The organism is Lactobacillus sp. wkB10 (assembly GCF_000760615.1).
In the GTDB taxonomy this organism is placed as follows: Bacteria; Bacillota; Bacilli; order Lactobacillales; family Lactobacillaceae; genus Lactobacillus; species Lactobacillus huangpiensis.
Genome location: NZ_JRJB01000004.1, coordinates 86,332 through 99,104 on the forward strand (window position 1 = coordinate 86,332; position 12,773 = coordinate 99,104).

Sequence of the window (12,773 nt, forward strand, 5' to 3'; positions counted from 1 at the left end):
CTAAGCCTCAACTTTATAGCCTACACCCCAAACAGTCTGAATAACATCTTCGCCGCCTGTGGCCGTTTGAATCTTGTCACGCAAGTGCGAAACGTGCACCATAACGGTTTTAGCAGAAACTATCGATTCCTGTTGCCAAACCCGTTCAAAAATTTCATCAGCAGAAAATACACGATTAGGGTGACTGGCGAGAAGATACAGAATACCGAATTCCAAAGCAGTTAACTGAATATCTTTGCCATCAATTGTTTTAACTTCATGTGAATCACGGTTAATAATAAGCGGTCCAACTTCAAGAATGTCGGGTTCATCATCTTTGACCTGCTTTTGACTACGACGTAAAAGCGAACGAACTCGCGCCATAACCTCTAATGGATTAAATGGCTTTGACACATAGTCATCAGCGCCTGTAATTAAACCCTGGATTTTATCCATATCCCCCGTCTTAGCAGACACAATGATAATAGGAATATCAGAGTCTTTACGAACTTCCTTGATAACATCAATTCCACTCATATTAGGCATCATAACATCCAAAATCATTAAAGCAATATCTGGAGTGGTAGTTAATTTCGTAATGGCTTCCTTGCCACTGTATGCAACGACTGGGGTATAACCTTCATTTTTTAGATAAATACTTAACAGTTCGACGATTTCTTTATCATCGTCAACAACTAAAATTTTCATAGGGCTAATTCCCTTCTTTTTACTTATTGATTATATTCGTTTTATTTTTCCATTCTACTAAATATAGTGTAGCAGAATCTATGTCTAATATTTTAGACAATTTTGTAACAAACTACTAATATTCAAGCATAACTTTATTATTTTATTAAAAAAGCTGGATTTTTCCAGCTTGCTTTCTTAATTTAAATTACTAATACCATTTAAATATTCCACTATCCACTGCCGATCAATATATCCTAAAAGTTCCTTACTTTGATTTTGCACTGCCAACGCTTCATGATCACACAACAGCTGCAGCAGCCTAGCGATAGTTTCTTCTTCACCAATTACCAACATATCAGGTAGTGACCTTGAATCATCTTTTTTATATTTATTAAATAAAGCCGCCTGCCTCAAAGGCGTTTCGTATAAGTTATTGCCCAAACTGCCTTTAAAAAAGTCTCTTACAAAGTCATTTGCAGGATGTCTTAAAATCTCCTCTGGTTTGTCCACCTGCAATAATTGACCATCTTTCATAATACCAATCCTGTCCGCCAAAAGCAGCGCCTCATTCATATCATGAGTGACAAATATAATGGTGTTATGAAGCTGTTGATGCAAGTCAACAACCAGTTTTTGCAAATTTGCCCTTGAAAGTGGATCAAGGGCACTAAACGGTTCATCCATTAAGACAATTGGTGGCTTAGAGGCAATTGCCCGCAAAATTCCAATCCTCTGCTGCTCCCCACCAGATAATTCACGCGGATATCTTGAGGCATATTCCTGCGGATTCAGCCCCACTTTTTCTAATAGCCTTGTAGCTGTTTCATCAAGGTTTTTGCTCTTACCCTGGATCGCTGGAATCAGAGTAATGTTTTGAGCAACTGTCATGTTGGGAAAAAGTGCAATTTGCTGCAAAACATAGCCAATTTGCCAGCGCAGTTTTTGCACATCGTATTCTGTAGTAGGCCGTTCATTAACTAAAACCAGGCCAGAATTTGGGTCTTCCAAACGGTTAATCATTTTAACAGATGTAGTTTTCCCACTACCGGAGTTGCCAACTAAAACGAACAATTCACCTTGCTGAACATCGAGATTAAGGTTATTTACTACTACTTTATCAGCAAACGATTTTTTTACATGATCAAATTTTATCGCTGAAGTCATCTTACTTCTCCTTAAGCAAATGCTGTTTTACTAAAAAATTATGTGCAACTTGTCCCGGATCCATATTTTTAACGTTTACTTCATAGTTCATTTCCTGCATTTGCTTTTCGGTAATTCTGCCTGCTAATTTATTCAAACTATGCACAATTTGGGGATGCTTATTTGCAAAGTCATTACTCATTAAAGGAGCACCTTGATAAATAGGGAAGTTATGTTTGTCATCCTTTAAAATACTTAGATGATACTGTCGCAACTCACTGTCAGTTGAATATGCATCGACCACGTTAACTTTGTTCTGGTTTATTGCTTGATAGCGCAGGGCCGGCTCCATCGATTTAACCGGAAAATCGATTTTGTATAATTTCTTGATCCCTTTAAAACCATCCCCACGGTCAATGAACTCTAAAGTCATGCCACCTTTTAACTGATTAGTAATATTAGCCAAATCACTGATTTTCTTTAAATGATTTTTATTTTTAAAAGAGGTTTTGACAGCTAAAGCATAAGTATTATCATACGCCATGGGTTTAAGCAAAGTCAGTTTATCTTGCTTATACATTAATTTTTTAGCTTTTTCATAAGTCTCTTTTTCGCTTAGACCTGCCGTTTTCACAGGAGATTTGGCAAAAGTTTCCAAAACGGTCCCTGTAAATTCAGGATAAATATCAATCTTGCCATTTTTCAAAGCACTGTATAAAAAGGTCGTTTTACCAAAATTGGGTTTCAGAGTCACCTGCACATGTGAATCGTCTTGCTCAATTAAATCTTTATACATATTGATCAAAATCTCTGGTTCAGAACCCAACTTGCCAGCAATAGTAACAGTTGCTTTTTGACTGGTAACCGCTTGGTAAATGCCACTTCCGGCCAAAAATATGATGCTGACACTTAAAATTCCTAAAGCAGTTTTAACCGATGCATGCTCCAGCCACTTAATCAAAGCACTTAACGTGATCGCTAAAATCCCTGAACATACTGCTCCTATAACAATTAAAGCGGTATTATTACGGTCAATTCCCAATAGAATAAAACTCCCAAGACCACCAGCACCAATTAAAGCCGCCATAGTGGCAGTTCCAATAATTAAAACCAGTGCTGTCCTGATACCAGAAATAATTGTTGGCATAGCTAAAGGTAATTCTACTTTAAGCAACTTTTGCAAACGAGACATGCCGAATGCGTCTGCAGCTTCTTCAAGAGCAGGATCAATTTCAGTTAAGCCCAGATAAGTATTTTGAAAAATTGGTAATAAAGCGTATACAACTAGAGCAATAACAGCAGGTACTGTCCCTATTCCAACAAGGGGAATTAGCAAACCCAACAGTGCCAATGAAGGGATTGTCTGCAATATACTGGCAATTTGTAATAAAAATTCTGCAGCCCGGGTGTGTTTTACTGCCCAGAAAGCCAGAGGCATTGCAATTACCATTGCAATCAGTAATGAAACTAACGATATTTGCAGGTGTTGCAATAAGGCAACGCCCAAATCTCCCCTGCGTTCGCTTAAAATTTGGATAATTTGATTCATCGCTTAATTCTTTTACTACTGCTTTCTATCATTAAATTTACTAAACAGATTATATTAATAGCATTAAAATGATCAATTTCTTTTGTTTTACCATAACACAAACTGGTATTTTAAAAGCAATTATTGCTTAGAGATATTACTTAAAAAAATATTCCCAGCCAATAAGACTGGGAATATTTTTAAAAGCTCTATTCAATTTCTTTTTTACCAGTATATAACTCGTAGTAGTAACCCTTTTTCTTTAGGAGCTGTTCGTGGTTACCTGCTTCAATAATATGGCCATGATCAAGTACCAGGATTAAGTCAGAGTTAACAATTGTTGACAAGCGGTGCGCTATGACAAAGCTGGTACGTCCGGCTAGTAAATTATCCATGCCTGCTTGCACAAGTTTTTCTGTTTGCGTATCAATGCTTGATGTTGCTTCATCTAAAATCATTACCGGTTCATCCGCAATCATTGCGCGGGCAATGCTAAGCAGTTGCATTTGTCCTTGAGACAAATCGCCTCCATTGCCATCGATAATCGTCTTATATCCTTCATCTAAGCGATGAATAAACTCATCGGCATGTGATAAATGTGCTGCTTGATAAACATCATCATCGCTTGCTTCAGTATTACCAAAACGAATGTTATCCATTACGGTGCCAGTAAACATATGAGTATCCTGTAAAACGATTGATAAGGAATGGCGCAAATCATCTTTCTTTATTCTGTTGATAGGAATACCATCATAAGTAATTGTACCCGAATTGATTTCATAAAAGCGATTAATCATGTTGGAAATGGTCGTCTTACCGGCACCGGTTTCACCAACCAAGGCAACTTTCATACCAGGTTTAGCATCAATAGAAATATTGTACAAAATTTGTTTATTTGGCTCATAGCCAAAATTAACGTGATCAAACACAATATGTCCCTTAACGGTAACTTTCTTTACTGAACCATCCTTTTGTGGGACGTTCCAATGCCAAGCACCCTTAACATTTTCATCCTTGGTAATAGTAACATCACCATCATCAACTTCAACAGGCTGATCTTCTAACTTGAAAATTCTGTCCGCACCAGCTAAAGCCATTACAATAGAATTTAACTGTTGTGAAATTTGAGCTATCGGCATTGCAAACTGCTTAGATAACTGTAAAAACGCACCGATGACACCCAATGAAAGTGGTGCAATTTTGTTAATTGCCACGGCTCCGCCTAAAACAGCAATTAAGACGTAAAGCAGGTTACCCATGTTACCCATGATAGGGAATAAAATAGTAGCGTAAGTGTGGGCTTTGCCTGATGCTACTTTCAGCGATTCGTTATAAGCATTAAAGTCTTGTTCAACTTCAGGTTCGTGGCTAAATACTTTAATTACCTTGAGCCCATTCAGCATTTCTTCATTGTAGCCGTTGACTTCACCCAATTCCTTTTGTTGCAGTTGAAAGTAGTTAGAAGAGCGAACTGTCAAAAAGCGCACAATTATAATCGAAAGTGCAAAAACTACCAAAGTAAAAATAGTCAATTGCCAACTCAAAACCAGCATCGCACCTAAAACAAAAATAAGGTTTAACGCTGAATTCATAAACTGCGGAATTGACTGCGAAATCATTTGTTGCAACGTATCAATATCGTTAGTATAGCAACTCATAATATCGCCGTAGTCATTTTCATCAAAATACGAAATCGGAAGCATTTCCATGTGCTCAAACATTTCCATCCGCACTCTAAACTGTACTTTTTGGGCTAAAACTGCCATCAGCATTGCAAAAAGGTAATTAGAAATAAAACCTATAGCATAACACCCAAACATAACGGCAATTGCATGTAGAAGAGGACCAAAATTTGGCTGTGCTTCCTTAGTTAACGGAATAATATAAACATTAATCAGACGTTCAATAAATAGTGATCCTAAAACATTGGCTGCGGCTGTTAAAATTATAGCAATCGTCGAAGCAACTAGCATCCAGGGACTAGTACTGGCAACTAATTTAAGCAGGCGCCATAAGATTGTGGAACGCTTATCAATATTTTGGCTATTTTTGTTTTCTACTGCTTTATCCAAATTAATCACCTACTTCTTCTGTTCTTCTTGAAACTTAGCGATTGAGCTGTACAGATCATTGCGTTTCATCAACTCTTCATGAGTTCCAATGTCTTGAATCTTGCCTTCATCCATTACAATTATTCGGTCTGCATCCTTAATTGACACAATTCTCTGTGAAATAATAATCTTAGTAGTATCAGGCATATTCTGTGCTAAAGCTTCCCGAATTTGACGTTCAGTCTGCGTATCTACTGCAGAAGTAGAATCATCTAAAATCAAGATTTTTGGCTTTTTCAAAAGAGCACGTGCAATAGTAATTCTCTGTTTTTGACCACCAGAAACATTATTACCGCCTTGTTCAACCACAGTATCATATTGATCAGGCATTTCACGAATAAAATCGTCAGCGTGAGCAATTTTAGCAGCTGCTATAATCTCATCATCAGTTGCATTTTCATTGCCCCATTTAAGATTTTCTTTGATAGTTCCAGAAAACAGGACATTATTTTGTAAAACCATGGCAACATTATCACGCAGCGTTTTTAAATCGTAAGACTTAACGTTATGTCCCGATACGCGCACAGCTCCTGAATCGGTATCATAAAGCCGAGGAATCATAGATACCAATGTCGATTTAGAAGCCCCAGTACGACCAATTACACCTACTGTTTCACCAGGTCTGATATTTAAGTTGATGTTGCTTAAAGCTAAATCCTTATCATCAGGATCATATTTAAAGTTTACGTGATCAAAAATCACTTCACCATTATTAATATGTTTTAGTGGTTTTCGTGGATTTTCAATTGATGGCTTTTCATTAATAACAGCGGCAACTCTGTTACCACTAGCTCCAGAAACTACCAGCTGTGTAATTATCATAGCTAACATATTTAAACTGCCCAGAACTGAGTTTGAATACGAAAACATTGAAATTAATTGACCAGTTTGTAAACTGCCGCCAACTATTTCCTTAGCGCCAAACCAACAAAAAGCTAAATTAGAAATATTTAAAACAGCCATAACAATCATAGAATTGAGAGACATGATTTTTTGAGCTGTAGCAAAAAGTTTATAAATAAAACCAGCTGCTTTTTTGAATTTAACGGTTTGTGCTTCTTCTTGCACATAGGTCTTAACTTCACGAATACCACGAACATTTTCCCTGACAACTTGGTTCATGCGGTCATAACCACGAAAGATTTTGGGAAAATACTTGCTGGCACTTTTAATGACCAGACCTAAAAGAATAACAAAAATAGGTGCTATCACGACAAACACAAGTGATAGACGAGGGCTGACAATTATCGACATAATAATTGAAACCAATAGCATCATTGGTGCTCTGACCGCAATTCTAATCAGCATTTGGTAAGACATCTGAATGTTATTAACGTCAGTAGTCATTCTCGTCACCAGACTGGCACTGGAAAATTTATCAATATTTTCAAATGAATAGTCTTGCACATGATAGAACATATCTTTACGCAGGTTTGATGCAAAACCGGCAGCAGCATGAGCAGAGGCGTAGCTGGCACTGGCACCCAAGACAAGAGAAACGACCGTTAATACAAGTAAAATCACACCTGTTTTAGTAATATATGGCATGTTCCCTTTCATAATGCCATTATCTATTAAAATACCTACTAAATACGGTATTAACATTTCAATGATAACTTCACCAGTAACAAATAATGGCGACAGCAAAGACAATTTTTTATACTGCCTAATCGATTTACTCAGCGTGTTAATCATTAAATACCTCTTTCTAATTTATTAATGCGTTATTTTTAAACGTGTATTCAGTTTAAAAAGGATAAATAGATTCATGATAAATCTATTTATCCTTTAAAACATATAGTTATCTAAGTATAGCTCTTTTATTGACAAAAAGCACCTATTTACTCCTATCAGCTGGTGAAAATGCAGAGCCAATAATTTGATAATGTCGACGGAACAGCCAGCGAATACCATATACCACCGCAGCAATTATTAAATTATATATTCCAGGCAAAACAGGATTTATAATTTGTAATGCTCTCAGAGATAAAACGCCAAAGCAGATAAAGAGCAATGCCATCATTGAAATAAAACCCCAAATTAATTTTGACCAGGGGATCTTGCGATTTTTACTGCCATTAGGTAAGACCCATTCATTATACTTCGTCATAAAAACGCCCAGTGCAGCACCAACAATCAACAAAGTTAAGGCACCCATCTCTGAATTATATTTGTTGTTCTTTTGGAATAAACCAATTAAGCCAAAAAGACCAAATAGCAAAGCTACATAAAACAGGGCATTATCCGTGGCATATTGCCAAAACGGAATATCTGAAGCTTTCTTCTTTTTGGGTTTTAACATGTCAGCAGCTTTTAATTTAGGTGACATGCCGTAATATGTACTGGCCGGTTGACCATGACGCTGTGCAATTATTAAATCATTCAAGAGCGCATCTACTCTTTTTTGAGCCTCTTCACGACTCATTTTACCCTGTGCTTCAAGTTCTTTTTGCAAGCGAAAAACATAGTCAGAATTTTTATTGCTAAGTTGTTTACGCAACTCGGCAGGCTGCATTTGTTTGACTTCATCATCTATATTTTGATTGATTACTTTTTCCTTTAATTTTTCCTGCTTGTTAGTATCTATTTTAGCTTGTGCTTCAGTTTTCTTTTCTGCCATTATTATTTCCTAAACGTTAAATCTAAATTCAATAATGTCACCATCTTGAACTTCGTAATCTTTCCCTTCAAGACGCAACCTACCAGCTTCTTTAACTTTCTGCATAGTTTCATATTTGTCTAAATCAGTGTATGAAACTACCTCTGCGCGAATAAATCCACGTTCAAAATCAGAATGGATAACTCCGGCAACTTGTGGTGCTTTCATCCCCTTATGGAAAGTCCATGCACGAGTCTCAGGACCACCAGCTGTGAAGAAAGTTCTTAGTCCTAAAATATGGTAAGCTGCCCGGATTAAACGGTCAAGACCTGACTCAGTTACCCCTTCAGCTTCTAAAAACTCGGCTTTTTCATCATCATCTAAACCAGCAATTTCTTCTTCAGTAGCTGCAGAAATTCCTAGACACTCAGCATTTTCACTTTCTGCATGTTTTTTAACAATTTGATAATATTGATCTTTTTCAGGATCGGCCATTGAATTTTCAGCAATATTAGCAACATAAATAACTGGTTTATCAGTTAGCAAGAACAAGCCCTTAACAATTTTTTGTTCATCTTCATTGAATTTGATTGAGCGAACGGCGCGACCCTCTTCCAAAACCGGTTTAATCTTTTGCAAAACGTTATATTCAGCTTTAGCTTCCTTGTCATTTTGCTGGGCAATCTTTTTCACCTTGCTAATCCGACGATTAACGGCATCTAAGTCAGCGATTGCTAATTCCAGATTAATAGTATTGATATCTTCTTCCGGATCTACTTTACCAGTAACTGAAGTGATATTGTCGTCTTCAAAAGCACGCACAACATGAATAATCGCGTCAGTTTGGCGAATATTTTCCAAGAATTTATTACCCAAACCTTCTCCTTTTGAAGCTCCCTTAACCAAGCCGGCAATATCAGTAAATTCAAAAGTGGTATGAACTATTTTTTTAGCGGGAATCAATTCCTGAATTCTAGCAAGTCTCTTGTCTGGAACCTCAACCATACCAACATTCGGTTCAATCGTAGCAAACGGATAGTTGGCCATTTCCGCTCCCGCTTTAGTAATTGCGTTAAACAAAGTCGACTTACCAACATTAGGTAGCCCAACAATCCCAGCAGTTAGTGACATTTTTTATCCTCTTTCTAAAACAAAATCAGTTATTATCTTGATTAAAGTGCGGTTGTGCTATTTCATTTTTAGGCACATAAAGCTCATTTTTAGTATTGACCGGATCATTCGCCTTAGTTAAAACTTTTTTAAAATTATGCGTAAATTTTGAACGCGGCATCATTACGATGTGGCCGCAGCCCATACATTTTAACCTGATATCTGCTCCTAAGCGTAGAATCTCCCAGTCATTAGTTTTACAGGCATGAGGTTTTTTCATCAGTACCGTGTCCGCTAAACTATAGGAAATTTCTTTATTCATCAAGATCGACTCCCAACACGTCAAGTATTCTGTTTAATTCAGCAGTTGAAGAAAAGCCAATAGATAAATGACCACTGCCCTTTTTACTTTCAGAAATATTGACAGTTGAACCCAACTTATTAGCCAGCTGATGTTCAGTAGCACGAATAAAAGGTGACTTCTGCACTGTCTTTTTGCGTGGCTTTTTAGCATTAAGATTGGCGACCAGTGCCTCAACTTTGCGCACTGGCATTCCTTCTTTAACCACTTGTTTTGCTACTTCATCAATCTTGTCTTTGTTTTTCAAACCTAAAAGCGTTCTGGCCTGACCCATTGAAAGATCACCATGCTGAAGCAAATGCTTTGTCTTGCTTGGTAAAGTAAGCAAACGCAAGTAATTTGCAATATAAGGACGGGATTTGCCCATTCTTTTTGAAACTTCTTCTTGAGTTAAGCCTAAGTTTTTTTGCAGCATTTCATATGCCTGGGCTTCTTCAAGCGGTGTTAAATCCTCACGTTGCAAGTTTTCCAGAACCGCAACTTCCATCATTTGGCTTTCACTAAAGTCACGCACAATGGCAGGTATTGTGGTCTTTTTGGCTAGTTTTGAGGCACGAAACCTGCGTTCACCAGCGATAATTTCATAGCCCTTAACTGACTGACGGACGATTATCGGTTGAAAAACCCCATTTTCCTTAATTGAATCAGCTAGCTCTTTAAGAGACTTATCATCAAAATTTTTGCGTGGCTGATATGGGTTAGGTCTGATATCGCCTAAGTTTAAATCCTGAATTTCTTCCTCATTGTCTTCAATCTGTGGCTCGTCTTCAAACAAGGCTTCTATTCCGCGACCCAGGCCACCATGTTTTTTTGTATCTTTACTTCTTGAGTTTCTTGCCATGATTCTTCAACACCTCCTTAGCTAAATCATCATAAACTTCGGCACCACGAGAATTTGGCGCATATTCAGTAATTGCTTCCCCATAACTAGGTGCCTCCGCTAGTTTGGTAATTCTCGGGATAATAGTTTTATAAACTTTATCAGAAAAATAGGAACGTACTTCTTTAACAACTTCAGCGCCCAGATTAGTCCGGGCATCCAGCATTGTCAGTAAAACTCCCTCAACTCCAAGGTCTTTATTAAAGTGTTTTTGTACTAAACGAATCGTATTAAGCAACTGACTCAGACCTTCCATAGCATAATACTCACTTTGAACGGGAATCAAAATTGAATCTGATGCTGTAAAGGCATTTATAGACAATTGCCCTAAAGAAGGTGGACAGTCAATAAAGATAAAATCATAATTGCCACTAATTGAATCTAAAGCAGATTTTAAGCGGGTTTCACGTGCCATCATACTGATCAATTCTGTTTCAGCACCTGATAAATTAATAGTTGCCGGAACTAAATCCAAGCGATTAGTTGAGGTATGGAAAATCGTATCTTTAAGCGGAACATCATTAATCAATACACTATAAATATCTTGATCAATCTCGGATTTTTCTATTCCCAGGCCAGAAGTTGCATTACCTTGCGGATCAATGTCCACAATTAAGACTTGATATCCGCGTTCCGCAATCGAAGCCGCTAAATTAATAGTTGTGGTCGTCTTGCCAACGCCACCTTTTTGGTTAGCAACCGAAATTACACTCACCATATTTTCCATGCCTTCCTACTTTCTTTTTAATTCAATAGTAATCATATAATCATCAGGATCGTTATTTTCCTTAAATTTAACCTTAATACCTGACTGCTGTGCAAGCTTTATTGCCTTTTTAATCGTATTAATCTGTACTTTTAAATCTTTGGGAATTCGATTGGCTGCTCGTCTAGTTCTTTCAGCCTGCTCTTTTTCTTTATCCTTAGCATTCTTACCGGCAAAATATTGTTCTACATTTTTAACTATTTTTTCGGTCTCGCTCACATTAAGGTTATGAGCCAAAATTTCATCTAAGACACGACCTTGGTCTTTTTCACTAAGTCCGACTAGACAGCGTCCATGACGAGGAGAAATTTCACCACTGGCTAAATAGCTCTGCACCTTAGGCGTCAGCTTTAAAAGGCGCAACTTATTAGCCACATAAGATTGCGACTTACCAATATTTTGAGCCAAAGTTGTTTGAGTTAAATTATTTAACTTCATGAGGTTATTATAGGCTTGTGCTTCATCAATCGGATTTAAATCTTCTCTTTGCAGGTTTTCTATTAAAGCTAATGAAGCAGCTTGACTATCATCCATATTGTTTACGATAGCCGGAATTTTTTCCCAAGCTAGATGCTTTGCGGCCCGCAATCTGCGTTCACCAGCAACAATTTCATATTCATCGCCCTTTTCACGCACAATAATAGGCTGAAGCAAGCCATCTTTATCTAAAGTCGTTGCTAATTCACGAATTGATTCTTCAGAAAACTCATGCCGTGGCTGATATGAATTAGGTTTAATTTTACTTAGTTCAATATCCTGAACTTGTTTATTTTTAGGTATTTCTTCATGATGACGCAAAGAAGAAAATAATGACATTTTGAGTCCCCCTGTTTATTGAATTGGTTTACGGTGTGGTGTGCCCGCCTGTCGCGGGTACTTTTTAGGTGTGGCCTGCACTTTTTTTACCAAAATCAACGTGCGGTCTTCACTGCTATGAGGCAATTGCAATTCTTTTACAGTAATTGTCTTGCCACCTAAACTTTTTAAGGCTTTTTGACTGGAATTTAATTCATCTTCAGCTTTTGGTCCTTTGAGAGCGATAAAATTGCCATTTTTCTTAACTAGTGGCAAACAATATTCACTCAACACAGCCATGTTGGCAACCGCACGGGCAGTTACAATATCAAACTGCTCACGATACTGCTTATTTTGTCCAACATCTTCTGCGCGTCCATGAACTAAAGCAACATTCTTCAAGTCCAGCTGAGTGATTAATTCCTGCAAAAAGTTCAGTCTTTTGCCAAGAGAATCAACTATTGTTACTCGTAATTCAGGCACCATAATTTTTAAAGGAATTGAAGGAAAGCCTGCTCCTGCACCAACATCACACAAAGTCTGAGATTTCGTAAATATTTCGCCAAACGTAAAAAGAGGAGTAATACTGTCAAAAAAATGTTTTAAGTAAACATCATCTTTTTCTGTTATTCGTGTTAGATTAACTTTTTTATTAGTCTCAATCAGACTGGTAAAGTATTGGTTAAATTGGTTGATTTGATTTTCATTTAATTTAAAATTACGTTTTGATAATTCTTGGACAAACTGTTCAGGATTCATTTTTCACCCGTGAAACCTTGTTTCACACCCTTTAAATTTAACGCTAAAAATG

The 12,773-nt window shown here is 37.3% G+C and carries 12 protein-coding genes; all 12 read right to left on the reverse strand.

Annotated elements, in window-relative coordinates:
* Positions 1-687, reverse strand: coding sequence for a response regulator transcription factor (locus tag LACWKB10_RS03745; protein WP_034978891.1), 687 nt, complete (start codon positions 685-687; stop codon positions 1-3).
* 177 nt (positions 688-864) lie between these two features.
* Entirely contained in the window at positions 865-1,833 is a 969-nt protein-coding gene (locus tag LACWKB10_RS03750; protein ID WP_034978894.1) for an ABC transporter ATP-binding protein, read from the reverse strand.
* Position 1,834: 1 nt separating this feature from the next.
* A complete protein-coding gene (locus LACWKB10_RS03755) occupies positions 1,835-3,361 on the reverse strand; it encodes an ABC transporter permease/substrate-binding protein (protein ID WP_034978895.1) in 1,527 nt (508 codons plus the stop codon).
* 188 nt (positions 3,362-3,549) lie between these two features.
* Positions 3,550-5,421, reverse strand: coding sequence for an ABC transporter ATP-binding protein (locus LACWKB10_RS03760; RefSeq protein WP_369792481.1), 1,872 nt, complete (start codon positions 5,419-5,421; stop codon positions 3,550-3,552).
* Entirely contained in the window at positions 5,422-7,146 is a 1,725-nt protein-coding gene (locus LACWKB10_RS03765) for an ABC transporter ATP-binding protein (RefSeq protein WP_034978897.1), read from the reverse strand. It lies immediately after the preceding gene.
* A gap of 142 nt (positions 7,147-7,288) precedes the next feature.
* Positions 7,289-8,071, reverse strand: a complete 783-nt coding sequence (locus LACWKB10_RS03770) for a DUF1129 family protein (protein WP_034978900.1) — start codon at positions 8,069-8,071, stop codon at positions 7,289-7,291.
* A gap of 9 nt (positions 8,072-8,080) precedes the next feature.
* The gene (gene ychF, locus LACWKB10_RS03775; protein ID WP_034978903.1) at positions 8,081-9,181 is read right to left on the reverse strand and encodes a redox-regulated ATPase YchF; all 1,101 of its coding nucleotides are present in this window, start codon (positions 9,179-9,181) and stop codon (positions 8,081-8,083) included.
* A gap of 25 nt (positions 9,182-9,206) precedes the next feature.
* Positions 9,207-9,482: a DUF951 domain-containing protein gene (locus LACWKB10_RS03780; RefSeq protein ID WP_034978905.1), complete on the reverse strand. Its 276-nt coding sequence runs from the start codon at positions 9,480-9,482 to the stop codon at positions 9,207-9,209.
* Positions 9,475-10,362: a ParB/RepB/Spo0J family partition protein gene (locus tag LACWKB10_RS03785; RefSeq protein ID WP_034978907.1), complete on the reverse strand. Its 888-nt coding sequence runs from the start codon at positions 10,360-10,362 to the stop codon at positions 9,475-9,477. The genes LACWKB10_RS03780 and LACWKB10_RS03785 overlap by 8 nt, the downstream gene beginning before the upstream one ends.
* Positions 10,340-11,119, reverse strand: coding sequence for a ParA family protein (locus tag LACWKB10_RS03790; protein ID WP_034979054.1), 780 nt, complete (start codon positions 11,117-11,119; stop codon positions 10,340-10,342). The genes LACWKB10_RS03785 and LACWKB10_RS03790 overlap by 23 nt, the downstream gene beginning before the upstream one ends.
* Before the next feature lie 15 nt (positions 11,120-11,134).
* On the reverse strand, positions 11,135-11,983 hold the full coding sequence (gene noc / locus LACWKB10_RS03795; RefSeq protein ID WP_034978909.1) for a nucleoid occlusion protein: 849 nt from the start codon (positions 11,981-11,983) through the stop codon (positions 11,135-11,137).
* Positions 11,984-11,998: 15 nt separating this feature from the next.
* Positions 11,999-12,721, reverse strand: coding sequence for a 16S rRNA (guanine(527)-N(7))-methyltransferase RsmG (rsmG, locus tag LACWKB10_RS03800; protein ID WP_034978911.1), 723 nt, complete (start codon positions 12,719-12,721; stop codon positions 11,999-12,001).
* Positions 12,722-12,773: the final 52 nt, after the last annotated feature.

What these genes read in the sequence shown, in the direction of transcription:
- LACWKB10_RS03750 (WP_034978894.1), bottom strand. Translation starts at nt 1,833, where the DNA reads ATGACTTCAGCGATAAAATTTGATCATGTAAAAAAATCGTTTGCTGAT.
- noc (WP_034978909.1), bottom strand. Translation starts at nt 11,983, where the DNA reads ATGTCATTATTTTCTTCTTTGCGTCATCATGAAGAAATACCTAAAAAT.
- ychF (WP_034978903.1), bottom strand. Translation starts at nt 9,181, where the DNA reads ATGTCACTAACTGCTGGGATTGTTGGGCTACCTAATGTTGGTAAGTCG.
- LACWKB10_RS03785 (WP_034978907.1), bottom strand. Translation starts at nt 10,362, where the DNA reads ATGGCAAGAAACTCAAGAAGTAAAGATACAAAAAAACATGGTGGCCTG.
- rsmG (WP_034978911.1), bottom strand. Translation starts at nt 12,721, where the DNA reads ATGAATCCTGAACAGTTTGTCCAAGAATTATCAAAACGTAATTTTAAA.
- LACWKB10_RS03765 (WP_034978897.1), bottom strand. Translation starts at nt 7,146, where the DNA reads ATGATTAACACGCTGAGTAAATCGATTAGGCAGTATAAAAAATTGTCT.
- LACWKB10_RS03770 (WP_034978900.1), bottom strand. Translation starts at nt 8,071, where the DNA reads ATGGCAGAAAAGAAAACTGAAGCACAAGCTAAAATAGATACTAACAAG.
- LACWKB10_RS03790 (WP_034979054.1), bottom strand. Translation starts at nt 11,119, where the DNA reads ATGGTGAGTGTAATTTCGGTTGCTAACCAAAAAGGTGGCGTTGGCAAG.
- LACWKB10_RS03755 (WP_034978895.1), bottom strand. Translation starts at nt 3,361, where the DNA reads ATGAATCAAATTATCCAAATTTTAAGCGAACGCAGGGGAGATTTGGGC.
- LACWKB10_RS03745 (WP_034978891.1), bottom strand. Translation starts at nt 687, where the DNA reads ATGAAAATTTTAGTTGTTGACGATGATAAAGAAATCGTCGAACTGTTA.
- LACWKB10_RS03780 (WP_034978905.1), bottom strand. Translation starts at nt 9,482, where the DNA reads ATGAATAAAGAAATTTCCTATAGTTTAGCGGACACGGTACTGATGAAA.